Raw genomic sequence first — 25,165 nt, forward strand, 5'->3', positions numbered from 1 at the left:
GGTGGGTGGTGGCCCGATCCCTTTCCGGGTACGCCTTCGGCAACTGCGCTGAGAGCGAACAGTGCCCGGACCGGGACTCTGCCCACCGGCCCAGCGGTTAGTGTCGGACACGACGGTACGGAGAGCGAAGGGCTGCCATGACCGACATGCACATCCCAGCGAAGCCGCTCCGGGCGATCGACGCCCGTGGCGGTGACACCATTGGCAACCTCGACGACTCGGTCTACAACCGGTTGCTCAAGGAACGGATCGTCTTCCTGGGCAGCGAGGTGACCGACCAGGTCGCCAACCGCATCTGCGCGCAGTTGCTGCTGCTCGCCGCGGAGGACCCGGACCGCGATATCAACCTCTGGATCAACTCCCCCGGTGGCTCGGTCTACTCCGGCATGGCCATCTACGACACCATGCAGTTCATCGACAACGACGTGTCGACGGTGGCGATGGGCATGGCCGCCTCGATGGGCCAGCTGTTGCTCTGCGCGGGCACCAGGGGCAAGCGTTACGCCCTCCCGCACGCCCGGATCATGATGCACCAGCCCTCCGGCGGCATGGGCGGCACCGCCGCCGACATCGCGATCCAGGCCGAGCAGATGCTGTACACCAAGCGGATGTTCCAGGAACGCGTCGCCTACCACACCGGTCAGCCCCCGGCGCAGATCGAGGCGGATTCGGACCGGGACCGTTGGTTCACCGCCCAGGAGGCCGTGGACTACGGCTTCATCGACAAGGTGATCACCGGGGCCGCCCAGGTTCCCGAGGGCGCCGGGACCCTGAGCTGATCGAGGAGCAGACGATGACCGACCTGAGCCTGCCGCCCCAGTTCGCGGCCGTGCACAACCGCTATGTCCTGCCGTCGTTCGTCGAGCGCACGTCGTACGGGGTCAAGGAGTCCAACCCGTACAACAAGCTCTTCGAGGACCGGATCATCTTCCTCGGCGTCCAGGTGGACGACGCGTCGGCCAACGACGTGATGGCCCAGCTGCTCACCCTGGAGGGGACGGACCCCGACCGGGACATCATCATGTACATCAACTCGCCCGGCGGCTCGTTCACCGCGATGACGGCCATCTACGACACCATGCAGTACGTCCGGCCGGACATCTCGACGGTCTGCCTCGGCCAGGCTGCCTCCGCCGCCGCGGTGCTGCTCTCGGCGGGCACCCCGGGCAAGCGGATGGCGCTGCCGAACTCGCGGATCATCATTCACCAGCCGGCCACCGAGGGCGGCTACGGGCAGGGCTCGGACATCGAGATCCAGGCCCGGGAGATCCTCCGGATGCGTACGCAGCTGGAGGAGATGCTGTCCCGGCACTGCAACCGGGCGGTCGAGAAGGTCCGCAAGGACATCGACCGTGACAAGATCATGACCGCCGAGGAGGCCCGCGAGTACGGGCTGGTCGACACGATCCTCACCAGCCGCAAGAAGGGCCTGCTGGCCGCGAACGCCGCCAGCTGACCGGAACCGGGTCGGAGGTCGGTCGGGCCCGTCGCCGGCCGACCTCTGACACACCCGTTTTGGGGGTCGGAGAAACCTCCGATAGCGGGTAACGTCGGGTCCGTACCGCTTCGCCGGGCGACCGACGGGGTGAAAGAAGACGGGCGGAGCGTCAGCATCCGCAGGTCGTGGCCGGGGCTCCGGCCGATGAGTGCAGGGAGAACGTAGGTGGCACGGATCGGTGACGGCGGCGACCTACTCAAGTGCTCCTTCTGCGGGAAGTCGCAGAAGCAGGTCAAGAAGCTCATCGCGGGCCCCGGGGTCTACATCTGCGACGAGTGCATCGATCTGTGCAACGAGATCATCGAAGAGGAGCTGGCCGAGTCCGGCGAGGTGAAGTGGGAAGAGCTGCCCAAGCCGATGGAGATCTGCCAGTTCCTCGACAACTACGTCGTGGGGCAGGAGCAGGCCAAGAAGGCGCTCGCCGTCGCGGTCTACAACCACTACAAGCGCATCCAGGCCGAGGCGGCCGGCGCGCCGGGATCCGGTAACGACGGGGTCGAGCTGGCCAAGTCGAACATCATGCTCCTCGGCCCGACCGGGTGCGGCAAGACCCACCTGGCGCAGACCCTCGCCCGGATGCTGAACGTGCCCTTCGCGATCGCCGACGCCACCGCCCTGACCGAGGCCGGGTACGTCGGGGAGGACGTGGAGAACATCCTCCTCAAGCTGATCCAGGCCGCGGACTACGACATCAAGCGGGCCGAGACCGGCATCATCTACATCGACGAGGTCGACAAGATCGCCCGCAAGTCGGAGAACCCATCGATCACCCGGGACGTCTCCGGTGAGGGTGTCCAGCAGGCGCTGCTGAAGATGCTCGAAGGCACCGTCGCCAACGTGCCGCCGCAGGGCGGTCGCAAACACCCGCACCAGGAGTTCATCCAGATCGACACCACCAACGTGCTGTTCATCTGCGGTGGTGCCTTCGCCGGTCTGGATCAGATCATCGAGGCGCGCACGGGGCACGGCGGCACCGGCTTCGGTGCCCGGCTGCGGGCGGTCTCCGAGCGCTCGACCGACGACATCTTCAGCCAGGTCATGCCGGAGGACATGCTCAAGTTCGGGCTGATCCCGGAGTTCATCGGCCGCCTCCCGGTGATCACCAACGTCCGGAGCCTCGACCGCACCGCGTTGGTGCGGATCCTCACCGAGCCGCGCAACGCCCTGGTCCGGCAGTACCAGCGCCTGTTCGAGCTGGACGGCGTCGAGCTGGAGTTCGAGCGGCCGGCGCTGGAGGCGATCGCCGACCAGGCGATGCTGCGCGGCACCGGTGCCCGTGGCCTGCGCGCCATCATGGAGGAGGTGTTGCTCTCCGTGATGTACGAGGTGCCCAGCAACCCCGACGCCGCCCGGGTCCTCATCAGCCGCGAGGCCGTGCTGGAGAACGTGAACCCGACGATCGTCCCGCGTGAGTTCACCGGCCGTCGCGCCCGGCGCGAGCGCGAGGAGAAGTCCGCCTGAACGGCCCGGCGCCGCAGCCTCCCGCTGTGCGTGGCTCCCGTCCGCCCGTACGCTGGCAGCCATGCGTGTCGCCGTCTGCCAGCTGAACTCCCGCGACGACCGGAAGGCCAATCTCGCCGCCGCGGAGGCCCTGGTCGACCGCGCGGCCCAGGCCGGCGCGGACCTGGTGCTCCTGCCGGAGTACGTCGACTATCTGGGCCCCGGGGACGGGATGCCGACACCGGAGTCGGCCGACGGTGAGGTCGGGCGCTTCTTCGCCGCCGCCGCACGGCGGCGGGGGGTCTGGTTGATCGCCGGCTCCTTCCACGAGGCGGGCCCCGACCCGGACCGGACCTGGAACACCACGCTGGTCTTCGACCGGTCCGGCACGCTCGCCGCCAGCTACCGCAAGATCCATCTGTACGACGTGGAGATCCCCGGCCGTGTCTCGTACCGGGAGTCCGCGACGGTGGCCGCCGGTGACCAACCGGTGGTGGTCGACGTCGAAGGGCTGCGGGTGGGCCTGTCCATCTGCTACGACCTGCGTTTCCCCGAGCTGTACCGGAACCTGGCCACCGCCGGCGGCGCCCAGCTGCTGGTGGTACCGGCGGCCTTCATGATGCACACCGGGCGGGATCACTGGGAGGTGCTGTTGCGCGCGCGGGCGATCGAGAACCAGTGCTTCGTCGCGGCCGCTGGGCAGACGGGCGACCATGAGCCCGCCCGCACCTGCTACGGCCGGAGCATGGTGATCGACCCGTGGGGGACCGTGCTGTCCCAGGTGCCCGACGGGCCGGGGTTCGCGGTGGCCGACGTCGACCTGGCGCGTCTGGGGCGCATCCGCACCGAGTTGCCGAGTCTGGCCAACCGCCGGCTCTGACGTTATCCCTGGAGCAGTACCCCGACCAGGGCGAACCCGGCGATGGCGGCGGCGGTGATCAGCAGCGCGGTGCTCATCCGCGACGGGCCGCGGCGGGCGAGTCGCCCGATCGACGCCAGGACGGCGAAGAGCACGAACGCCCCGATGATCAACTGCCAGAACGGCAACAAGAGGCCGAGCAGCGCGTCCTCGGCGAGGACCGGGTCGGCGGGCCGGGACACGTCATCCATGCCAGACACTCTGGCACGTCGGCGCCGCTCGCGGTCGGCGCTGTGAAGACACCCGGAGATGTGGCGGTCGGCGCCCGTGTGGAGCTCGGCAGTTCCTACGGTCCGAAGGTATCGACGCACGATGATTTGCCTTATCCGGGGCGCCCGCGTAACTTTCTCTCTGCACGGGGGAGGCCGGGTCAAACCGGCCGAGAACGGGCGCCAGCCTCGTAGGGACCATGTCAACGCGAGACTGAGACCGGGCGGTGCGAGAGGCTCCATGAGATGGAGTTGCGATCGCGGAGCCGACCGGGTAAGGTTCTGAAGCCGGCAGGAGCCGGGCGGGTCGCCGCGAGCGGTGATCGGCCGGTCTGCGGTTTTCCACGACAGAAGCGACCGCCGATAGGCGTGCGTTACAACGTGGGCCCGGAACGAGTTGCGAAGATACCTGATTCGCTCAGGTTGACCTCGAAGCGCGATTCGGATAGCTTGGAGCGGTTGCCCCAAGCGCGGTCTTGAGATATCGAGGCCGAGCGTGGTGTGTGGTTGTTTTTTGAGAACTCAACAGGGTGCTTGTTATGCCAGTGCCAAATTTGGTTTTTTGTTTGGCAGCAAGATTGTTTTTGTTGCTGGGGTTTTCTCTGGTTTTTGTTGGAGAGTTTGATCCTGGCTCAGGACGAACGCTGGCGGCGTGCTTAACACATGCAAGTCGAGCGGAAAGGCCTCTTTGGGGGTACTCGAGCGGCGAACGGGTGAGTAACACGTGAGCAACCTGCCCTAGGCTTTGGGATAACCCTCGGAAACGGGGGCTAATACCGGATATTCACTGTCTGCCGCATGGTGGGTGGTGGAAAGATTTTTTGGCTTGGGATGGGCTCGCGGCCTATCAGCTTGTTGGTGGGGTGATGGCCTACCAAGGCGACGACGGGTAGCCGGCCTGAGAGGGCGACCGGCCACACTGGGACTGAGACACGGCCCAGACTCCTACGGGAGGCAGCAGTGGGGAATATTGCACAATGGGCGGAAGCCTGATGCAGCGACGCCGCGTGAGGGATGACGGCCTTCGGGTTGTAAACCTCTTTCAGCAGGGACGAAGCGTGAGTGACGGTACCTGCAGAAGAAGCGCCGGCCAACTACGTGCCAGCAGCCGCGGTAAGACGTAGGGCGCGAGCGTTGTCCGGATTTATTGGGCGTAAAGAGCTCGTAGGCGGCTTGTCGCGTCGACTGTGAAAACCCGTGGCTCAACTGCGGGCCTGCAGTCGATACGGGCAGGCTAGAGTTCGGTAGGGGAGACTGGAATTCCTGGTGTAGCGGTGAAATGCGCAGATATCAGGAGGAACACCGGTGGCGAAGGCGGGTCTCTGGGCCGATACTGACGCTGAGGAGCGAAAGCGTGGGGAGCGAACAGGATTAGATACCCTGGTAGTCCACGCTGTAAACGTTGGGCGCTAGGTGTGGGGGGCCTCTCCGGTTTCCTGTGCCGCAGCTAACGCATTAAGCGCCCCGCCTGGGGAGTACGGCCGCAAGGCTAAAACTCAAAGGAATTGACGGGGGCCCGCACAAGCGGCGGAGCATGCGGATTAATTCGATGCAACGCGAAGAACCTTACCTGGGTTTGACATCGCCGGAAATCTCGCAGAGATGTGGGGTCCTTCGGGGCCGGTGACAGGTGGTGCATGGCTGTCGTCAGCTCGTGTCGTGAGATGTTGGGTTAAGTCCCGCAACGAGCGCAACCCTCGTTCGATGTTGCCAGCGCGTTATGGCGGGGACTCATCGAAGACTGCCGGGGTCAACTCGGAGGAAGGTGGGGATGACGTCAAGTCATCATGCCCCTTATGTCCAGGGCTTCACGCATGCTACAATGGCCGGTACAATGGGCTGCGATACCGTGAGGTGGAGCGAATCCCAAAAAGCCGGTCTCAGTTCGGATCGGGGTCTGCAACTCGACCCCGTGAAGTCGGAGTCGCTAGTAATCGCAGATCAGCAACGCTGCGGTGAATACGTTCCCGGGCCTTGTACACACCGCCCGTCACGTCACGAAAGTCGGCAACACCCGAAGCCGGTGGCCCAACCCCTTGTGGGAGGGAGCCGTCGAAGGTGGGGCTGGCGATTGGGACGAAGTCGTAACAAGGTAGCCGTACCGGAAGGTGCGGCTGGATCACCTCCTTTCTAAGGAGCGCCATCCAGTGAAGGCTGGTATGGAGCCCGTGCTGCCCGAGTGTGGTGGTGGGGTGCTCGTGGGTGGAGACACTGGCTAGTTCGGTGCCGGCAACGGCCATTGTTGATCTAGTACGGCCATTCCCTTCCTTGTGGTGGGGGTGGTGGGGAACGGTCTGGTGGTGCGGCTGGTCTGGGCGTGGAGCACCCTGTTGGGTCCTGAGGGAACAACCCGTGTGGGGTTGGTTTTCTTCGGCGCCGAGGTTCCGGGGCTTTGCTCTCTTTGGTGGGGGTGGGGTTCCGGTTTCGGTGGTCTGGCATGGCCTGGTCTCGCATACCGGATGCTGCTGCTGCTGTTGTGTGGTGGTGTTGCTGGTGTGGGGTGGTGGGTTGTGGGTTGGTTGTTTGTTGAGAATTGCACAGTGGACGCGAGCATCTTTGTGGTCAAGTTGTCAAGGGCGGACGGTGGATGCCTTGGCACCAGGAGCCGATGAAGGACGTGGGAGGCCGCGATAGGCCTGGGGGAGCTGTCAACCGAGCTGTGATCCCAGGGTGTCCGAATGGGGTAACCCGGCATCAGTCATGTGATGTCACCTGCACCTGAACTCATAGGGTGTGTGGAGGGAACGCGGGGAAGTGAAACATCTCAGTACCCGTAGGAAGAGAAAACAAATAGTGATTCCGTGAGTAGTGGCGAGCGAAAGCGGATTGAGGCTAAACCGGTTGCGTGTGATACCTGTCAGGGGTTGCGTGGTCGGGGTTGTGGGACCTCATGTGGTGGGCTGACAACCACCGAAGGAGTTATAAAGCCAGTTGTTAGCTGAATGGTCTGGAAAGGCCGACCGTAGACGGTGATAGTCCGGTAGGTGAAAGCAGCTGGTCTTCTGTGGGTGTTCCCGAGTAGCGGCGGACTCCTGAAATCTGCCGTGAATCTGCCAGGACCACCTGGTAAGCCTGAATACTTCCTGGTGACCGATAGCGGACGAGTACCGTGAGGGAATGGTGAAAAGTACCCCGGGAGGGGAGTGAAATAGTACCTGAAACCGTTCGCCTACAATCCGTCGGAGCCTTTTGGGGTGACGGCGTGCCTTTTGAAGAATGAGCCTGCGAGTTAGTGGCATGTGGCGAGGTTAACCCGTGTGGGGGAGCCGTAGCGAAAGCGAGTCTGAAGAGGGCGTTTGAGTCGCATGTTCTAGACCCGAAGCGGAGTGATCTAGCCATGGGCAGGCTGAAGCGCGGGTAAGACCGTGTGGAGGGCCGAACCCACCAACGTTGAAAAGTTGGGGGATGACCTGTGGTTAGGGGTGAAAGGCCAATCAAACTCCGTGATAGCTGGTTCTCCCCGAAATGCATTTAGGTGCAGCGTCGTGTGTTTCTTGCCGGAGGTAGAGCACTGGATGGTCTAGGGGGCCTACAAGCTTACCGAAATCAGCCAAACTCCGAATGCCGGTAAGTGAGAGCGCGGCAGTGAGACTGCGGGGGATAAGCTTCGTAGTCGAGAGGGAAACAGCCCAGATCACCAGCTAAGGCCCCTAAGCGTGTGCTAAGTGGAAAAGGATGTGGGGTCGCATAGACAACCAGGAGGTTGGCTTAGAAGCAGCCACCCTTTAAAGAGTGCGTAATAGCTCACTGGTCAAGTGGTTCCGCGCCGACAATGTAGCGGGGCTCAAGTACACCGCCGAAGCTGTGGCACTCACACGGTGCCCGGTGTCTGCCTTTTGGGGTGGGCATCCAGGTGTGTGGGTGGGTAGGGGAGCGTCGTGCCGGGGGTGAAGCAGCCGAGTGATCGAGTTGTGGACGCGGCACGAGTGAGAATGCAGGCATGAGTAGCGAAAGAAGGGTGAGAAACCCTTCCGCCGGATGACCAAGGGTTCCAGGGCCAGGTTAATCCGCCCTGGGTGAGTCGGGACCTAAGGCGAGGCCGAGAGGCGTAGTCGATGGACAACGGGTTGATATTCCCGTACCCGCGAAGGAGCGCCCGTGATGAACTTCGTTGTGCTAACCATCCGAGCTGTCTGATGCCTTCGGGTTGATGGTGGTGAGCGTGGGAACCTGGCGGGTAGTAGTCAAGCGATGGGGTGACGCAGGAAGGTAGCTGAGCCCGGCCGGTGGTTGTGCCGGGGTAAGCGTGTAGACCGTGCCATAGGCAAATCCGTGGTGCATGAAGGTTGAGACGTGATGCCGAGCCGATTCAGGTGAAGTCAGTGATCCTATGCTGCCGAGAAAAGCCTCTAGCGAGTTCTGAGCGGCCCGTACCCCAAACCGACACAGGTGGTCAGGTAGAGAATACCGAGGCGATCGGGCGAACTGTGGTTAAGGAACTCGGCAAATTGCCCCCGTAACTTAGGGAGAAGGGGGGCCGGAGACGTGAAGCCCCGCGCGGGTGGAGCGTTGTATGGCCGCAGAGAGCAGGGGGAAGCGACTGTTTACTAAAAACACAGGTCCATGCGAAGAAGTAATTCGATGTATATGGACTGACGCCTGCCCGGTGCTGGAACGTTAAGGGGACCTGTTAGTCCTTTCGGGGGCGAAGCGGAGAACTTAAGCGCCAGTAAACGGCGGTGGTAACTATAACCATCCTAAGGTAGCGAAATTCCTTGTCGGGTAAGTTCCGACCTGCACGAATGGCGTAACGACTTCCCCACTGTCTCAACCACAGGCCCGGCGAAATTGCAGTACGAGTAAAGATGCTCGTTACGCGCGGCAGGACGGAAAGACCCCGGGACCTTTACTATAGCTTGACATTGGTATTTGAGTCGGCTTGTGTAGGATAGGTGGGAGCCGGTGAAGCGCATACGCCAGTATGTGTGGAGGCAATCTTGAAATACCACTCTGGTTGATTCGGGTATCTAACTTCGGACCGTTATCCGGTTCAGGGACAGTGTCTGGTGGGTAGTTTAACTGGGGCGGTTGCCTCCTAAAGGGTAACGGAGGCGCCCAAAGGTTCCCTCAGCCTGGTTGGCAATCAGGTGTTGAGTGCAAGTACACAAGGGAGCTTGACTGTGAGACTGACGGGTCGAGCAGGGACGAAAGTCGGGACTAGTGATCCGGCACTTGCGTGTGGAAGCGGTGTCGCTCAACGGATAAAAGGTACCCCGGGGATAACAGGCTGATCTTCCCCAAGAGTCCATATCGACGGGATGGTTTGGCACCTCGATGTCGGCTCGTCGCATCCTGGGGCTGTAGCAGGTCCCAAGGGTTGGGCTGTTCGCCCATTAAAGCGGTACGCGAGCTGGGTTTAGAACGTCGTGAGACAGTTCGGTCCCTATCCGCCGTGCGCGTAGGATACTTGAGAAGGGCTGTCCCTAGTACGAGAGGACCGGGACGGACGAACCTCTGGTGTGCCAGTTGTCCCGCCAGGGGCACGGCTGGTTAGCTACGTTCGGAAGGGATAACCGCTGAAAGCATCTAAGCGGGAAGCCTGCTTCAAGATGAGGTATCCCACCCTTGGTGACAAGGGGTAAGGCCCCCAGCTAGACGACTGGGTTGATAGGCCGGAAATGTAAGCCCGGTAACGGGTTCAGTTGACCGGTACTAATAGGCCGAGGACTTGACTACAAAGATCCTGCTCGCGTCCACTGTGCAACTCACAACAAACAAACACACCCCCAACAAAAGGGGCAGCAAGGATTGCTGCTGTTGTTGGTGTTGTTTGACATGTTGATAAGGTTACGGCGGTCATGGCGGAGGGGAAACGCCCGGCAAACATTCCGAACCCGGAAGCTAAGCCCTCCAGCGCCGATGGTACTGCACCCGGGAGGGTGTGGGAGAGTAGGACACCGCCGGACACAACACACCGTTCAGGGCCACCCCACCACATGGGGGCGGCCCTGAACGCATTTCTGGACCGGATATCAGCCTCGGGTCTGCACCGCGTCGCGGATCTGCCGCAGCAGCCCGGCGGAGTCGTCGACCGACCGGAACGGGAACATCGCCATCACCACGCTGCCATGGTCGGCCCAGCCGCAGACCGCGAAGTCCCCTCCCTCGCCACTGGTGCTGCCGCACTTCATCACGCCGCCCAGCCGGCCCGGCGACACGTCGCGCAGGCCGGTAACCGTCTCGGTTTCGTCGGCCATCAGCCCGAACAGGCTGTCCAGATCCCGTTCCGGCTGCCACAGCAGCGTCGTACCACCGAAGATCAGGACGGACCGGCGCGTGTCGGTGGGGTCCTGGTAGACGACGCCGAAGCTGCTGTCCAACTGGATGTCGGCGGCGAGGCCGCTGCGCAGGTAGTCGGCGGTGCTGACGGCCCGATCGCCGGTGTCCAGTCGGAGGCCGGCGACCTGGTCCGGGGTGGTGATCTGCGTATCCTTCTGCTCGGCGACCCGCCAGCCCCAGGCACCGATCGTGCCGACGCCCGCCACCGCGACGATCGCGAGCAGCCCGGTCGCCAGGCGACGCCGACGCGACCGGGTGTGCTGGCGGTCGGTGTCGTCCGCCGGCTCGCGGTCACCCAGCTCGATCGGCTCGTCGGTCACCTCGACCGTTGGCGAGCCCTCGTCGAGCTGGCGGGGGGTGAGATGTGCGTCGGACATAGCCGACACCGTACGCGAACGACCGGTGGCGCACGTCGGGACCGTCGAAGCGCTCCGTAGACTTCCAGGGTGACCGAGAGACTGGATGCCCGACGCCCCGACGCCCCGACCCTCGCCGGCCAGTATCAGCCCGGCGAGGTAGAGCAGCGACGGTACGAGCAGTGGGTAGCCGACGGTCGATTCCGGGCGTCGGCGGAGAGCGACCGGCAGCCCTTCACCATCGTCATTCCGCCGCCGAACGTCACCGGCTCGCTGCACATGGGCCACGCGCTCGACCACACGGTGCAGGACGCCCTGGTGCGGCGCAGGCGGATGCAGGGCTTCGAGGCACTGTGGCTGCCGGGCATGGACCACGCCGGCATCGCCACTCAGAACGTGGTCGAGCGGCAACTGGCCGGGCAGGGGCTGTCCCGCCACGACCTGGGCCGGGAGAAGTTCGTCGAGCGGGTGTGGCAGTGGAAGGCCGAATCCGGCGGCGCGATCCTCGGCCAGATGCGCCGCCTCGGCGACTCGGTCGACTGGGACCGCGAGCGCTTCACCATGGACGAGGGCCTGTCGCGCGCCGTCCAGACCATGTTCAAGAAGCTGTACGACGACGGCCTGATCTATCGGGCGAACCGGATCATCAACTGGTGCCCGCGCTGCCTGACCGCCCTGTCCGACATCGAGGTGGAGCACACCGACGACGACGGCGAGCTGGTGTCGATCCGCTACAGCGACGACGTGGTGGTGGCCACCACCCGGGCCGAGACGATGCTCGGCGACACCGCCGTGGCGGTGCACCCGGACGACGAGCGGTACCGGCACCTGATCGGCACCGAGGTCGAGCTGCCGCTGACCGGGCGGCGGATCCCGATCGTGGGTGACGCGCACGTCGACCCGTCGTTCGGCACCGGCATGGTGAAGGTGACCCCCGCGCACGACCCGAACGACTTCGAGATCGGGCAGCGACACGATCTGCCGGCTCTGACGATCATGGATGAGCGGGGCGTCATCACCGCACCTGGCCCGTTCGAGGGCCTGGACCGGTTCGAGGCCCGCCCGGCGATCGTCGCCGCGCTGCGCGCCGAGAGGCGCATCGTCGCGGAGAAGCGGCCGTACGTGCATGCCGTCGGCCACTGCTCCCGCTGCCGCACCACCGTGGAGCCGCGCCTGTCCCTGCAGTGGTTCGTCAACACCTCGCCCCTGGCGAAGGCCGCCGGCGACGCGGTGCGCGACGGCCGGGTGCGCATCGAGCCGGCGGAGCTGGCCAAGCGCTACTTCGCCTGGGTCGACAACATGCACGACTGGTGCATCTCCCGGCAGCTCTGGTGGGGCCATCGGATTCCGGTCTGGTACGGCCCGGCCGGCGAGGTCGTCTGCGTCGGGCCCGACGAGGAACCGCCGACCGGCGCCGGCTGGCACCAGGACGAGGACGTGCTCGACACCTGGTTCTCCAGCGGGCTGTGGCCGTTCTCCACCCTCGGCTGGCCGGAGCAGACCCCGGATCTGGCGAAGTTCTACCCGACCAGCGTGCTGGTCACCGGGTACGACATCCTCTTCTTCTGGGTCGCCCGGATGATGATGTTCGGCCTGTACGCGATGGACGGCCGGCAGCCCTTCGACGTGATCGCCCTGCACGGCATGGTCCGCGACGAACACGGCAAGAAGATGTCCAAGTCCTTCGGCAACGTGGTCGACCCGCTGGACTGGATCGACCGCTACGGGGCCGACGCCACCCGCTTCACCCTGGCCCGGGGCGCCAACCCCGGCGGCGACGTGCCGGTCAGTGAGGAGTGGTGCCAGGGGTCGCGCAACTTCTGCAACAAGCTCTGGAACGCCACCCGGTTCGCGCTGATCAACGGCGCGCACGCCGGCGGCCCGATGCCGGCCGCCGAGCGGCTGTCGACCGTGGACCGGTGGATCCTGTCCCGGCTGGCCCACGTCACCGCCGAGGTCGACGAGCAGTTCGAGGCGTACGAGTTCGCGAAGGTCTGCGACCTGCTGTACCACTTCGCCTGGGATGACGTCTGCGACTGGTACGTGGAGCTGAGCAAGCCGGTCCTCGCCGGCGGCGGTGAACCGGCCGAGGTCAGCCGCCGGGTGCTCGGCCACGTACTGGACCAGCTGCTGCGGCTGCTGCACCCGGTGATCCCATTCGTCACCGAGGAGCTGTGGACCGCGCTCACCGGCGGCGAGACGGTGCTGACCGCGGCCTGGCCGGCCGCCGACCGCGCGTTGGTCGACGACGCCGCCGAGACGGAGGTGGCCACCCTGCAGCGGGTCGTCACCGAGGTCCGCCGGTTCCGTTCCGACCAGGGACTGCGCCCCACCCAGCGGGTCGCCGCCCGGCTCGACGGGCTGGCCGGTGCCGGTGTGGCGGCGCACGAGCCGTTGATCCGGTCCCTCGCGCGGCTCGACCCGGCCGGCGACGGCTTCCAGGCCAGCGCGACCCTCGCCATGCCGGGCGAGGTCAGCGTGGCCCTCGACACCCGTGGCTCGATCGACGTGGCCGCCGAACGGGCCCGGCTGACCAAGGACCGCGCGGCGGCCGAGAAGGAGGCCGGGCAGGCCCGGGCGAAGCTGGACAATCCCGCGTTCGTCGGCAAGGCCCCGGAACACGTCGTCGCCAAGATCCGCGAACGGCTGGCCGTCGCCGAGGCCGACCTGGCCCGCATCGACGCCGCCCTGGAGGCGCTTTCCTCGTGACAGACCACACCGAACGCACCAACCGCACCGAGCACGCCGCCTTCGCAGAGGTGGAGGCCGAGCTGGCCGGGCGTGGCTTCACCCGGATGGTCTTCGAGCTGGACCGCGTCTCATCCCTGCTCGACCTGCTGGGCAGCCCGCAGCGGGCGTACCCGTCGATCCATTTGACCGGCACCAACGGCAAGACCTCCACCGCCCGGATGATCGACTCGCTGCTGCGGGCGTTCGGGTTGCACACCGGGCGGTACACCAGCCCGCACCTGGAGACCGTCCGGGAGCGGATCAGCCTGGACGGTGAGCCGGTGGACGAGACCCGCTTCACGGCCGTCTACCAGGAGGTGAAGCCACTGGCCGAACTGGTCGACGACCGTTCGGCCGAGCCGCTGACGTACTTCGACATGACCACCGCGCTGGCGTTCGCCACCTTCGCCGACGCCCCGGTCGACGTGGCCGTGGTCGAGGTGGGCCTCGGTGGTGCCGAGGACGCCACGAACGTGATCCAGGCCGGGGTGTGCGTGCTGACTCCGATCGGACTCGACCACACCGAATGGCTCGGCGACACGCTCCAGGACATCGCGCTCGCCAAGGCCGGCATCATCCACCCCGGGGCGACCGTCATCTGCGCCGCCCAGGAGGAGGAGGCCGCCCGGCCGATCCTGCAACGCTGCGCCGAGGTGGGCGCGACCGTGGCCCGCGAGGGCGCCGAGTTCGGCGTCCTGCGCCGGGCCGTCGCGGTCGGCGGGCAGGTGCTCACCCTGCAAGGGTTGGGCGGCGTGTACGAGGAGGTCTTCGTCCCGCTGCACGGCGCACACCAGGCACAGAACGCGGCGGTGGCGCTCGCCGCCGTCGAGGTGTTCCTGGGTGCCGGTGCCCGGCGGCAGCTCGACGTGGAGGCGGTGCGGGAGGGCTTCGCCGCCGCCACGTCGCCCGGCCGGCTGGAGCGGGTGCGCACCGCGCCGACGATTCTGCTCGACGGCGCGCACAATCCGCAGGGCATGGCGGCCACGGTCACCGCTCTGCAGGAGGAGTTCGCCTTCAGCAAGCTGGTCGCCGTAATGGGCACGTTGGCCGACAAGGACGCCGCCAGCATGCTGGAGCTGCTGGAGCCGGTGGTGGACCAGCTGGTGGTGACCCGGAACAGCTCACCCCGGGCGCTGCCGGCGAAGGAGCTGGCGGCGCTCGCCGCCGAGGTGTTCGGCCCGGACCGGGTCGAGGTGGCCGAGGAGATGCCGGACGCGATCGAGGCGGCGGTGGCGCTGGCCGAGGAGGACGTGCCCGGCGAACTGGCCGGCGTCGGGGTGCTGATCACCGGTTCCGTGGTGACCGTGGCCGACGCACGCCGGCTGCTGAAGCGATGACCGAGCGACAGCCGGAGCGCCCGGCCGAGTCACCCGAGCACCCCGGGCCGCGCCGGTCGGGGCTGCGCGACCCGCAGAAGGCGGTCCGTGGCCTCGGCGCGGGCACCCTCGCCCTGGAGGCGCTGGTGTTGCTGCTGGCGATCCAGCCGATCCGGGTGGTCGGTGGTGACCTCGGCGGCGCGGCGATCGGTGCCGTGGTGGCGCTGGCCGTGGCCGCCGCCGTGCTGGCCGGCCTGATGCGCCGGCCCTGGGCCTGGAACGCCGGCACCGTGTTGCAGGGGCTGCTGCTGCTCTCCGGGCTGCTGCACTGGTCGCTGCTCGTGCTGGGCGTCATCTTCGCTCTGGTGTGGGCGTATGCCTGGCACGTGCGGCGGGTGATCCTGGGCTAGGGCCTGTGCCCTCGTTGTGCGGCGGTGTGGGGTGTCTTCGGGTGTGTGGTACGTGCCCTGTCGAGCTGAGTCATTTGTGCTATCACGCCCGGGGGATTGTCCATCAACTTCATGATCAACCTTTCGCGGCCCGCCGTGCGTGGGCGGCTGCGCTCGCGGTCGCGGCATGCGGCAGGTGGGCGTTCCCGCCGCGATGATGGCCCGAGTCGCCGCAAGCCGTGACGGTGGCCGCGTCGCCGGCGGGGGCTGCCCCGGCGGATGATGGTGACGTTCGCCAATGCTTGCTCCCTGCCCCGGTGCTGGCGATGCGGCAGGTGACCCTGCCCCGCCGTCGAGGACCAGGTCGTCGCACCTCGCGCGCACCGGCCGGGAAGCTGGACCGCGGGTGGGTGATAGCGCAGACGGTTCAGCTCGACAGGGCCGGCAACAGACAGGTGGACTGCCGCGCCGCCCCAGGGCTTCGACCAGGCCGTGGGGCCTCGCCGCGGGGGCCCTCACGCCTCGGCGAGTTCCCGCCACTGGGTCAGTGCGATCCCGTGACCGTCGGGGTCGCGGAACGCGGCCGCCCACACCTCCAGTTTGGTGCCCCGGTTGACCACCCGGGGCGCGTAGGTGAACCGGACGCCGGAGCCGCGAAGTCGCTCGTACGCCGACTGGATGTCATCCACGTCGAGGTTCACGTGCACCAGGCGGCGGCTGATCGGCTGGGCCCCGGTCACCTCCCGCAACACCAGCCGGGTGACCCCGGAGGAGAGCACGGCGTTCCCGGCGCCCCGGTCGACCTCGGTGAAGCCGAGCCGGTCCCGGTAGAACTCCAGGGACCGAGACAGTTCGGTGACCAGCAGGGTGATGCCCACCCCGCTGATCGGCGCCGCCGGGTCGGCGGCGTCCGGGTCGAAGCCGAAGATCGCCTCGTCCAGTTCCCGCGCACCCACCGCCTCGTCCCGCGCGGCAGCCGGCTGCGCGGCAGCCGCCTGCGGGAGGTCGGCGGCCGCCGGACGGTGGGTCGTCCCGGGGCGCTCGGCGGCCATGACGCGGTCAGTGGTCGCGGGGCGGTCGGTGGTCGCGGGGCGGTCGGTGGTCGCGGGGCGGTCGGTGGCAGTGGGGGGCGGCTCCGGGTCGTCCAGCGGCAGATCGAGCGGGTCGAGTGGGTCCGTCGGGAAGGACGGCGGGTCGACGGGTCGCCCGGCCGGCTCGTCCCCGGCGGAGGTCGCGGTCGCGGCGGGCCGGTCGTCAACGGGCCGGTCGTCAGCGGGTCGGTCATCAAAGAGTCGGTCCTCGGCGAACCGCTCGTCGGCCGGCATACGGGGTGCGGGCGTCGCCCGGCGGGGGAGCGGGTGGTCGTCGGAGTGTTCCACCACGGTCCCCTCCAGCACGACCGGCCCGCCCGGGCGCTGGCGTACCCGTACCGTCTCGCGGTGCTCGACGTGCTCGGCCGGGTCGTCGTCGAGCGGCCCGCCCAACGGCCCGCCCAACGGCCCGCCCAACGGCCCGCCCAGTGGGTCACCCAACGGGTCGTGGAAGTCGTCCTCCGGCGCCCGGCCGGCCCACGGCGGCGCCTCCTGTTCGATCAGCACCTCGTCCGGCGGAACCTGGCTGGCGAACTCGGGGGGCAGGTCGGCGGTCATGCCGGCCTCGGCGTGGGTGGGGACCTCGTCCCAGAGCACCCGGACGTGTCGCGGGTCATCCAACGCCACCCGGATCGGCAGGGTCTCGCCCAGCGACGGCCACTTGGAGACCGGCACCCGTGGCTCGATGATCTTCTTGGATCGGGGTGGCAGCCCGGGAGCGTCGATCACCAGTTGGAGTTCGCAGCGGCCGAAGGCGTACTGGGTCGGCGGCTCGGAGGCGCTGTGCACGTGCCCGGCACCGACCACCCACGTACGACCGCCGCCGCGCACGGTGGCCAGTGCGATCGCCAGCGCCAGCAGGGCGACCCCGAGCGCCACGATGGCCCAGCTGGTCATGCCGAGGCCGAAGAGGATCACGAAGGTGGCCACGGTGCCCAGCACCGCGGCGATCAACTTGCGTACCGGTGCGATGGGTCGGCTCCCGCCGTTCGCCACAGTGGACCTCCCGGGTGGTCAGGGCCAGGCTAGGCCGGATCGGAGGCCGGGGGAAGAACCGACCGCCACGCCGGCGCCGGGACCGGGTCGCTAGGCTGACCGTACCCAGCCCGACCGGCTTCCGCTCTGAGGAGGAACCCAGCGTGTCCAGCAGCACCCCGGACGAGCGCACGCTCGTACTGATCAAGCCCGACGCGGTCCGCCGAGGGTTGGTCGGCGAGATCATCTCCCGCTTCGAGCGCAAGGGCCTGCGGATCGACGCGATGGTCTCCCGGACGATGGACGCCGCGCTGGCCGACGAGCACTACGCCGAGCACATCGACCGGCCGTTCTACCCGCCGCTGAAGGCGTTCATGACCGGTGGCCCGCTGGTCGCCCTGGTGCTCTCCGGCGACCAGGTCATCGACGTGGTGCGCGGCCTGATCGGGTCCACCGACGGGCGGAAGGCCGCCGCCGGCACCATCCGGGGTGACCTGTCCCTGTCCAACCGGGAGAACCTGGTGCACGCCTCCGACTCGGCCGACAGCGCCAAGCGCGAACTCGCGCTCTGGTTCCCCGAGCTGGGCTGACACCGCCGCGCCGCTCACGCCACCCAGGGCAGCTTGTCCGGGTTGGCCACCAGGAAGATGTCGGTGATCCGGCCGTCGGCCGTGCCGAGGGTGACCGCGTACGCGTCGCCGGCCGCGGCCACCACGACGGCGGCCGGCTGGCCGTTGAGTTCCGTGCGGTGCACGGTCAGCGGCCAGCCCTTGGCGCGGATCCCCAGCACGAACCGGGCGACCCGCTCCGCGCCGCTCACCGGGTTGCGGGCGGCACTCACCCGGCCGCCGCCGTCGCTCCAGGCGATCGCGTCCCCGGCGACCAGGTCGGTCAGCGCGGCCAGGTCGCCCTCGGTCGCGGCGGCGATGAACGCGTCCAGCAGCCGCTCCTGCTCCGCCCGGTCGGCGGTGAACCGGCGTCGGTCGCGCCCGATCCGGACGCTCGCCCGGTGATGCAACTGCCGGCAGTCCTCGGGCGTACGGTCCAGCAGCTCGGCGATCTCGGCGTAGGGCAGCTCGAAGGCGGTGTGCAGCACGTAGACCGCGCGTTCCGGTGGGGTGAGCCGCTCCAGCAGGTGCAGCAACGCGGTGGAGAGCGAATCCCGCAGCTCGGCGCGTTCCAGCGGCCCGAACGGCGACGGCACGGTCGGTACGGGTTCCGGCAGCCACGGCCCGACGTACGCCTCCCGGGTGGCCTGCCGGGCCCGCAGCCGGTCCATCGCCAGGTGGGTCACCACCCGGGACAGGTAGCGGCGGGGCTCGGCCACCCCGGCGCGGTCGACCCGCAACCAGCGCAGGTACGCCTCCTGGAGCACGTCCTCGGCGTCGTACCGGCTGCCCAGCAACCGGTAGGCCAACCCGAGCAGCATCGGCCGGTGCGCGTCGAGCGCACCGGCCGCCTCCGCCGCGTCGACCGGGCTCACACGTCCGTCGAAAGCTCGTTGCGGAAGGTCACCGCGATCCGGTTCCACACGTTGATTGTGGCAATCGCCAGAACCAGGTCGGCGAGGGCCTTCTCCGGCCAGACCTTCGCGGCGGCGTCCCACACCTCGTCGGGCACCCCGTGCTCACCGAGCCGGGTGACTGCGTCGGTCAGCGCCAGCGCGGTGCGTTCCCGCTCGTCGAAGAAGGGCGCCTCGCGCCAGGCGGCGACGGCGAACAGCCGGCGGTTCGACTCCCCGGCGGCGGCCGCCTCCTGGCTGTGCATGTCGACGCAGTACGCGCAGCCGTTCAACATCGACGCGCGCAGCTTGACCAGCTCCAGCACGGTGTGGTCCACGTTGGCCCGGACGTACTTCTCCAGCCCCATGACGCTCTGGAACGCCCCCGGCGCCACCTCGGCCACGTTGATCCGCTGCATGACGACCTCCCTGTCGGTGGATGTGACACCGGTACGACCGACCGGGCCGCCCGGGACGTGACAGCCCGGCCTGTGACGCCGGCCATGCAGCGTTCCGGCGTCGGCCATCCGCACAGACGTCGATGGTTACGTCCGCCCGGTAGACCGGAACGGTCAGTCCCCTCATCCAGGAGGAACGATGACCGAACTCGACCGACGTACGCTGCTGCGGGCCGGCCTGGTCGCCGGCGCCGGTGTCGCCGGCGGCGCGCTGCTGGGCGGACCGGGTGCCATCGCCGGGCCGGCCTGGCGGCCCGCCGGGCGGCCGGTGCTCACCCACGGCGTGCAGAGCGGGGACGCCGCGGCGGACTCCGCGGTGGTCTGGACCCGGGCGGACCGCCCGGGTCGGATGCTGGTGGAGGTGTCCCGCCGGCCCGACTTCCGGGGCATCCGGCAGGTACGCGGGCCGGTGCTGACCCCGGACACCGACTTCACCGGCAAGGTCCGGCTGCGCGGGCTGCCCAGCGCCGAGCGGCTGCACTACCGGGTGCGGGTGGAGAGCCTCGACCGGCCGGGCCTGGCCAGCGCGCCGCTGTCGGGGTCGCTGACCACCGCCCCGGCCACGCACAGCCGCCGCGACGTGCGTTTCGTCTGGACCGGCGACATCGCCGGGCAGGGTTGGGGCATCGCTCCCGACTTCGGCGGGATGTCGATCTTCCGGGCGATGCGGCAACGCCGGCCGGACTTCTTCCTCTGCAGCGGCGACACGGTGTACGCCGACAACCCGCTGACCGAGACGGTGACGCTGCCCGATGGGCGGGTCTGGCGCAACCTGGTCGTCCCGGAGAAGCTCAAGGTCGCCGAGTCGCTGTCCGAGTTCCGCGGGCAGTTCGCGTACAACCTGCTCGACGCGCACCTGCGGGCGTTCGTGGCCGAGGTGCCTCAGGTCAACCAGTGGGACGACCACGAGGTGACCAACAACTGGTACCCGGGCGAGGTGCTGACCGACGCCCGCTACACCGAGCGCCGGGTCGACGTGCTGGCCGCGCGGGCGCGGCGGGCCTTCGACGAGTGGCTGCCCACGCCGCAGCGCGGGCCGCTGTACCGCCGGCTGTCGTACGGGCCGCTGCTGGATCTGTTCGTGCTGGACATGCGGACCTACAAGGACCCCAACGACGGCAACACCTACGCCGACCCGGGGCGCGGCCTGCTCGGCGCGGAGCAGCGGGCCTGGCTGATCCGGGAGCTGACCCGGTCCCGGGCAACCTGGAAGGTGATCGCCATCGACCTGCCGCTGGGGCTGGTGGTGCCCGACGGGCCGGACGCGCAGGAGGGCGTGGCACAGGGCGACCCGGGCGCACCGGCCGGCCGGGAGCTGGAGTTCGCCCAGGTGCTCGCGGCGGCCCACCGGGCGCGGGTGACCGGGATCGTCTTCCTCACCGCCGACGTGCACTACACCGCCGCCCACCACTACGACCCGGCCCGGGCGGCGGTCGCCGACTTCACGCCGTTCTGGGAGTTCGTCTCCGGCCCGGCGCACGCCGGTGCGTTCGGCCCCAACGCCCTGGACGGCACCTTCGGCCCGAGGGCGGTCTTCGTGCACGCTCCGCCGCTCGCCAACACCTCACCCGCCGAGGGCTTCCAGCACTTCGGCGAGGTCCACATCGACGCCGAGACCGCCGCCCTGACCGTGCACCTGCGCGATCGCACCGGCACATCCCTCTGGACCACCACCCTCCCCACCCCCTAAACGGGGTGACAACAACTTCATGATCAACAGGTGGGTGGGGGGGTGGGGTTATCGGGGGGTGGGGTGGGTGGGGTGGGAGGTATTGTGGGGGTGGCGATGATCCGGCTATCACCGGGGAGCCTCCGGAAGAACGGCCGGGCGACCGGCTCAGTAGAACCGGACGGGTTCGGCCCGTTACAGCCGGCCAACGAGCGGGTGGTCGATCCTGACCGCCAAGCGGGGTGGTACCGCGGGCCTTGCCCCGGGGCGCCGGTGACGGCGTACCGGAAAGGCTCGTCCTCGCAGACCCACGATGCGTGAGCTGCTGAGGAGAGCGACCCCCGATGGCCTATCCGTTGCACGACCCGACCGCCGGCGTTCCGGCGAGCCCGGACCTGCCCGCGGTCGAGCGCCGGGTGCTGGAGCACTGGACGGCTGACAAGACCTTCGAGGCGTCCGTGGAGGCCCGGGATCCGGGCGAGAACGGCGGTAACGAGTACGTCTTCTACGACGGCCCGCCGTTCGCCAACGGCCTGCCGCACTACGGCCACCTGTTCACCGGGTACGTCAAGGACGTGGTGCCGCGCTACCAGACCATGCGCGGCCGGCGGGTGGAACGGCGCTTCGGCTGGGACTGCCACGGCCTGCCCGCGGAGGTGGTGGCCGAGAAGCAGCTCGGCATCACCAGCAAGGCGGAGATCCTCGACCTCGGCGTGGCCCGGTTCAACGAGGTGTGCCGTAGCTCGGTGCTGGAGTTCACCCAGGACTGGGAGCGGTACGTCACCCGGCAGGCTCGCTGGGTGGACTTCGCCAACGACTACAAGACCCTCGACCTGGACTACATGGAATCCGTCATGTGGGCCTTCAAGACCCTGCACGACAAGGGGCTGGTCTACGAGGGCTTCCGGGTGCTGGCGTACTGCTGGCGGTGTGAGACGCCGCTGTCGAACACCGAGACCCGGATGGACGACGTCTACCGGGACCGGCACGACCCGACGCTGACGGTGTGGTTCGAGCTGACCGCCGACGAGTCGGCGCCGGAGCTGGTCCGTGGGCCGGTGCGGCTGGGCGTCTGGACCACCACGCCGTGGACGCTGCCGTCGAACCTCGCGCTCGCCGTCGGCCCGGAGATCGAGTACGCGGTGCTGGAGCGCGACGGCGCCCGGTACGCGGTGGGCGCGTCGCGGCTCGGGGCGTACGCCAAGGAGCTGGACGGGTACGAGCTGCTCGGCACGGTGCGCGGTGCCGACCTGGTGGGGCGCCGGTACACCCCGCTCTTCGACTTCCTCGTCGAGCAGGCCGGCGAGAACGCGTACCAGGTGCTCGGCGCGGAGTTCGTCACCACCGAGGACGGCACCGGAATCGTCCACCTGGCCCCGGCCTTCGGCGAGGACGACCAGAACGCCTGCACCGCGGCCGGCATCCCGACCATCGTCACCGTGGACGACCACACCCGCTTCACCGCGCTGGTCCCGCCGTACGAGGGCGAGCAGGTCTTCGACGTCAACAAGCCGGTGATCCGCGCGCTGAAGGACCGGGGGGTGGTGCTGCGGCAGGACACCTACACCCACTCGTACCCGCACTGCTGGCGCTGCGACACCCCGCTGGTCTACAAGGCGGTGTCGTCGTGGTTCGTGGCGGTGACGAAGTTCAAGGACCGGATGGTCGAGCTGAACCAGCAGATCAACTGGACGCCGGGGCACATCAAGGACGGCTCCTTCGGCAAGTGGCTGGCCAACGCCCGGGACTGGTCGATCAGCCGGAACCGGTTCTGGGGCTCGCCGATCCCGGTGTGGCGCTCGGACGACCCGAACTATCCGCGGATCGACGTGTACGGGTCGCTGGAGCAGTTGGAGCGGGACTTCGGGGAGCTTGCGACCCGAAGCGACGGGCAGGGCGGCGGACGGCTGTCTGATCTTCACCGGCCGACGGTGGACGAGCTGGTCCGCCCGAACCCGGACGACCCGACCGGCCGGTCGATGATGCGCCGGGTGCCGGAGGTGCTGGACTGCTGGTTCGAGTCCGGCTCGATGCCGTTCGCCCAGGTGCACTACCCGTTCGAGAACCGCGACTGGTTCGAGCACCACTACCCGGGCGACTTCATCGTCGAGTACATGCCGCAGACCCGCGGTTGGTTCTACACCATGCACGTGCTGGCCACCGCGCTGTTCGACCGGCCGGCGTTCCGCAACTGCGTCAGCCACGGCATCCTGCTCGGCTCGGACGGGCGCAAGATGTCCAAGAGCCTGCGCAACTATCCGGACGTCTACCACGTCTTCGACTCGTACGGCTCGGACGCGATGCGCTGGATGCTGATGTCCTCGCCGGTGGTGCGCGGTGGCGACGCCCTCGTCACCGAGTCGGCCATCCGGGACGCCGTGCGGCAGGTGCTGCTGCCGCTCTGGAACGTCTGGTACTTCTTCTCGCTCTACGCCAACGCCGACGGATACCAGGCGCGCCGACGCACCAACTCGACGCACCTGCTCGACCGGTACGTGCTGGCGAAGACGAACGAGCTGGTCGCCACGGTCGGCGCGCAGCTGGACGCGTACGACATCTCGGGTGCCTGCGCCACCGTCCGGTCCTACCTGGACGCGCTGACCAACTGGTACGTGCGCCGCTCGCGGGACCGGTTCTGGAGTGCGGACGCCGAGGCGTTCGACACCCTGGCCACGGTGCTGGAGACGCTCTGCCGGGTGGTGGCGCCGCTGGCCCCGCTGACCGCGGAGGAGATCTGGCGCGGGCTCACCGGCGAGCGGTCGGTGCACCTGACCGACTGGCCGCAGGCGGCGGAGTTCCCGGCCGACCACGACCTGGTGGCCGCGATGGACGCCGTTCGCGGTGTCGCCTCGGCGGCGCTGTCGCTGCGCAAGGCCAAGGGGCTGCGGGTACGGCTGCCGCTGGCGAAGCTGACCGTGGCCAGCCCGGCGGCCGAGCAGTTGCGCCCCTTCGCCGACCTGGTCGCCGACGAGGTCAACGTCAAGCAGGTGGAGTTCACCGGCGAGGTGTCGGCGTACTGCGAGCAGGTGCTCACCGTGGTGCCCCGGGCGCTCGGCCCCCGGGTCGGCAAGCAGGTGCAGCAGGTGATCAAGGCGGTCAAGGCGGGGGAGTGGGAGCTGGTGGACGGCGCTCCGGTCGCCGCCGGGGTCGCCCTCGCCGACGGCGAGTACGAGCTGCGCCTGGTCGCGGCCGACGCCGAGCACTCGGCTCCGCTGCCGGGCGGCGAGGGGGTGGTGGTGCTGGACACCACGGTCACCGCCGAGCTGGCCGCGGAGGGGCTGGCCCGGGACTTCGTCCGGGTGGTGCAGCAGGCCCGCCGGGACGCCGATCTGGACGTCTCCGACCGGATCGTGGTGACGGCGTCGGCCTCCGGCGAGGTCCGGGCGGCGGTGTCCGGGTACCGCGACTTCGTGGCCCGCGAGGTGCTGGCCGACAGCGTCGACTTCGCCGAGGGGATCGACGGTTTCGCCGGGGAGGTCGGCGAGGGCGACCAGGTCCTCGTCGCCGTGCGCCGGGTGTGAAGCCAGCGGATCCGCCCCACCTCACGCATGCTGTGGTGGGGCGGTCCGCTACGGTGACACCGCCTCTTACCTCACTCGATCCGCCGGAGGACCAGTGCCGCTGCTCTACACCATCGGCAAGCTCACCGTAGGGCCCGCGATGCGGCTGGCGTTCCGTCCCACGGTGGAGGGGCTGGAGCACATCCCGCAGCGCGGTGGCGCGATCTTCGCCGGCAACCATCTGTCGGTGGCCGACGAGCTGTTCCTCGGCACGGTGGTGCCCCGACACCTGGCGTTCTGGGCGAAGTCCGAGTACTTCACGGGCACCACCCTCAAGGGGCGGTTCTCCCGGTTCGTGCTCTCCGGACTCGGCGCGATCCCGGTGGAGCGGGCCGGCGGCCGGGCCGCGCTGGCCGCGTTCGACGCCGCCATCCCCGCCCTCAAGGCGGGTGACCTGGTGGTCGTCTACCCGGAGGGCACGCGCTCGCCGGACGGGCGGCTCTACCGGGGGCGCACCGGTGCGGTCCGGCTCGCCATCGCGGCCGGCGTGCCGGTCATCCCGGTCGGCATGATCGGCACCGAGAAGGTGCAGCCGATCGGCGCCCGGGTGCCGCGCCCCTTCACCGGAAAGATCACCATCAGGTTCGGCAAGCCGCTCGACTTCACCGGCCGCCCGGACGACCGCCTCTCGCTGCGGCAGCTGACCGACGAGATGATGGGCGAGATCCAGAAGCTCACCGGCCAGGAGTACGTCCCCCGCTACGCCCCGCCGCGCGCCCACCCGCCCGTCGCCGGCGAGCCCGACGCCGGCTGAACGGGAACCCGCGCGGGTACC

16 protein-coding genes and 3 rRNA genes are annotated in these 25,165 nt (G+C 68.3%); 14 read left to right on the forward strand and 5 right to left on the reverse strand.

Features of this window, described 5'->3' with window-relative positions:
• Positions 1-137: 137 nt before the first annotated feature.
• The 4 genes from O7615_RS19700 (at position 138) to O7615_RS19715 (ending at position 3,818) form a co-directional block, all read left to right on the forward strand.
• Positions 138-779 (forward strand): ATP-dependent Clp protease proteolytic subunit, encoded by a 642-nt coding sequence (locus tag O7615_RS19700; protein ID WP_278179193.1) that lies wholly within the window; start codon positions 138-140, stop codon positions 777-779.
• A 14-nt stretch (positions 780-793) separates the two neighbouring features.
• On the forward strand, positions 794-1,456 hold the full coding sequence (locus tag O7615_RS19705; protein WP_278179194.1) for an ATP-dependent Clp protease proteolytic subunit: 663 nt from the start codon (positions 794-796) through the stop codon (positions 1,454-1,456).
• A gap of 207 nt (positions 1,457-1,663) precedes the next feature.
• Complete coding sequence (gene clpX / locus O7615_RS19710; protein ID WP_278179195.1) at positions 1,664-2,959, forward strand: ATP-dependent Clp protease ATP-binding subunit ClpX; 1,296 nt, start codon at positions 1,664-1,666, stop codon at positions 2,957-2,959.
• Between the two features lie 61 nt (positions 2,960-3,020).
• Positions 3,021-3,818, forward strand: a complete 798-nt coding sequence (locus O7615_RS19715) for a carbon-nitrogen hydrolase family protein (protein ID WP_278179197.1) — start codon at positions 3,021-3,023, stop codon at positions 3,816-3,818.
• 2 nt (positions 3,819-3,820) lie between these two features.
• On the opposite strand, the gene O7615_RS19720 is transcribed toward O7615_RS19715, so the two are convergent.
• A complete protein-coding gene (locus tag O7615_RS19720; RefSeq protein WP_278179198.1) occupies positions 3,821-4,048 on the reverse strand; it encodes a hypothetical protein in 228 nt (75 codons plus the stop codon).
• A gap of 627 nt (positions 4,049-4,675) precedes the next feature.
• Here O7615_RS19720 and O7615_RS19725 point away from each other — a divergent pair.
• The 3 genes from O7615_RS19725 (at position 4,676) to rrf (ending at position 9,972) form a co-directional block, all read left to right on the forward strand.
• A 16S ribosomal RNA gene (locus tag O7615_RS19725) occupies positions 4,676-6,196 on the forward strand.
• A gap of 430 nt (positions 6,197-6,626) precedes the next feature.
• A 23S ribosomal RNA gene (locus tag O7615_RS19730) occupies positions 6,627-9,742 on the forward strand.
• A gap of 112 nt (positions 9,743-9,854) precedes the next feature.
• Positions 9,855-9,972: ribosomal RNA gene (gene rrf / locus O7615_RS19735) — 5S ribosomal RNA — on the forward strand.
• Together the 16S, 23S and 5S rRNA genes form the textbook arrangement of a ribosomal RNA operon.
• A gap of 66 nt (positions 9,973-10,038) precedes the next feature.
• On the opposite strand, the gene O7615_RS19740 is transcribed toward rrf, so the two are convergent.
• A complete protein-coding gene (locus tag O7615_RS19740; RefSeq protein ID WP_278179199.1) occupies positions 10,039-10,722 on the reverse strand; it encodes a hypothetical protein in 684 nt (227 codons plus the stop codon).
• Positions 10,723-10,791: 69 nt separating this feature from the next.
• Here O7615_RS19740 and O7615_RS19745 point away from each other — a divergent pair, with 69 nt between their 5' ends.
• From O7615_RS19745 to O7615_RS19755, 3 genes are all read left to right on the forward strand, one after another.
• Entirely contained in the window at positions 10,792-13,410 is a 2,619-nt protein-coding gene (locus tag O7615_RS19745; RefSeq protein WP_278179200.1) for a valine--tRNA ligase, read from the forward strand.
• Positions 13,411-13,496: 86 nt separating this feature from the next.
• On the forward strand, positions 13,497-14,768 hold the full coding sequence (locus tag O7615_RS19750; protein WP_278182155.1) for a folylpolyglutamate synthase/dihydrofolate synthase family protein: 1,272 nt from the start codon (positions 13,497-13,499) through the stop codon (positions 14,766-14,768).
• Positions 14,765-15,157, forward strand: a complete 393-nt coding sequence (locus O7615_RS19755) for a DUF4233 domain-containing protein (protein ID WP_278179201.1) — start codon at positions 14,765-14,767, stop codon at positions 15,155-15,157. Before O7615_RS19750 ends, O7615_RS19755 begins: the two co-directional genes overlap by 4 nt.
• Before the next feature lie 494 nt (positions 15,158-15,651).
• On the opposite strand, the gene O7615_RS19760 is transcribed toward O7615_RS19755, so the two are convergent.
• Complete coding sequence (locus tag O7615_RS19760) at positions 15,652-17,223, reverse strand: VOC family protein (protein ID WP_278179202.1); 1,572 nt, start codon at positions 17,221-17,223, stop codon at positions 15,652-15,654.
• A gap of 143 nt (positions 17,224-17,366) precedes the next feature.
• On the opposite strand from O7615_RS19760, the gene ndk reads away from it, so the two are divergent.
• Positions 17,367-17,792: a nucleoside-diphosphate kinase gene (ndk, locus tag O7615_RS19765; RefSeq protein WP_278179203.1), complete on the forward strand. Its 426-nt coding sequence runs from the start codon at positions 17,367-17,369 to the stop codon at positions 17,790-17,792.
• 14 nt (positions 17,793-17,806) lie between these two features.
• On the opposite strand, the gene sigJ is transcribed toward ndk, so the two are convergent.
• The gene (gene sigJ, locus O7615_RS19770) at positions 17,807-18,733 is read right to left on the reverse strand and encodes an RNA polymerase sigma factor SigJ (protein ID WP_278179204.1); all 927 of its coding nucleotides are present in this window, start codon (positions 18,731-18,733) and stop codon (positions 17,807-17,809) included.
• A complete protein-coding gene (locus O7615_RS19775) occupies positions 18,682-19,122 on the reverse strand; it encodes a carboxymuconolactone decarboxylase family protein (RefSeq protein WP_278179205.1) in 441 nt (146 codons plus the stop codon). The genes sigJ and O7615_RS19775 overlap by 52 nt, the downstream gene beginning before the upstream one ends.
• Before the next feature lie 178 nt (positions 19,123-19,300).
• Between O7615_RS19775 and O7615_RS19780 the strand changes: the two genes are divergently transcribed.
• The 3 genes from O7615_RS19780 to O7615_RS19790 all read left to right on the forward strand — a co-directional run bounded on the left by O7615_RS19780 (position 19,301) and on the right by O7615_RS19790 (position 25,144).
• Positions 19,301-20,851, forward strand: coding sequence for an alkaline phosphatase D family protein (locus O7615_RS19780; RefSeq protein WP_278179206.1), 1,551 nt, complete (start codon positions 19,301-19,303; stop codon positions 20,849-20,851).
• Between the two features lie 323 nt (positions 20,852-21,174).
• Complete coding sequence (ileS, locus tag O7615_RS19785) at positions 21,175-24,351, forward strand: isoleucine--tRNA ligase (protein ID WP_278179207.1); 3,177 nt, start codon at positions 21,175-21,177, stop codon at positions 24,349-24,351.
• A gap of 94 nt (positions 24,352-24,445) precedes the next feature.
• Complete coding sequence (locus O7615_RS19790; protein ID WP_278179208.1) at positions 24,446-25,144, forward strand: lysophospholipid acyltransferase family protein; 699 nt, start codon at positions 24,446-24,448, stop codon at positions 25,142-25,144.
• The last annotated feature ends 21 nt before the right edge of the window (positions 25,145-25,165 follow it).

Source organism: Micromonospora sp. WMMD1082 (assembly GCF_029626175.1).
Lineage (GTDB): Bacteria > Actinomycetota > Actinomycetes > Mycobacteriales > Micromonosporaceae > Micromonospora.

What these genes read in the sequence shown, in the direction of transcription:
- O7615_RS19700 (WP_278179193.1), top strand. Translation starts at nt 138, where the DNA reads ATGACCGACATGCACATCCCAGCGAAGCCGCTCCGGGCGATCGACGCC.
- O7615_RS19705 (WP_278179194.1), top strand. Translation starts at nt 794, where the DNA reads ATGACCGACCTGAGCCTGCCGCCCCAGTTCGCGGCCGTGCACAACCGC.
- O7615_RS19715 (WP_278179197.1), top strand. Translation starts at nt 3,021, where the DNA reads ATGCGTGTCGCCGTCTGCCAGCTGAACTCCCGCGACGACCGGAAGGCC.
- O7615_RS19720 (WP_278179198.1), bottom strand. Translation starts at nt 4,048, where the DNA reads ATGGATGACGTGTCCCGGCCCGCCGACCCGGTCCTCGCCGAGGACGCG.
- O7615_RS19740 (WP_278179199.1), bottom strand. Translation starts at nt 10,722, where the DNA reads ATGTCCGACGCACATCTCACCCCCCGCCAGCTCGACGAGGGCTCGCCA.
- O7615_RS19750 (WP_278182155.1), top strand. Translation starts at nt 13,497, where the DNA reads ATGGTCTTCGAGCTGGACCGCGTCTCATCCCTGCTCGACCTGCTGGGC.
- O7615_RS19755 (WP_278179201.1), top strand. Translation starts at nt 14,765, where the DNA reads ATGACCGAGCGACAGCCGGAGCGCCCGGCCGAGTCACCCGAGCACCCC.
- O7615_RS19775 (WP_278179205.1), bottom strand. Translation starts at nt 19,122, where the DNA reads ATGCAGCGGATCAACGTGGCCGAGGTGGCGCCGGGGGCGTTCCAGAGC.
- O7615_RS19780 (WP_278179206.1), top strand. Translation starts at nt 19,301, where the DNA reads ATGACCGAACTCGACCGACGTACGCTGCTGCGGGCCGGCCTGGTCGCC.
- ileS (WP_278179207.1), top strand. Translation starts at nt 21,175, where the DNA reads ATGGCCTATCCGTTGCACGACCCGACCGCCGGCGTTCCGGCGAGCCCG.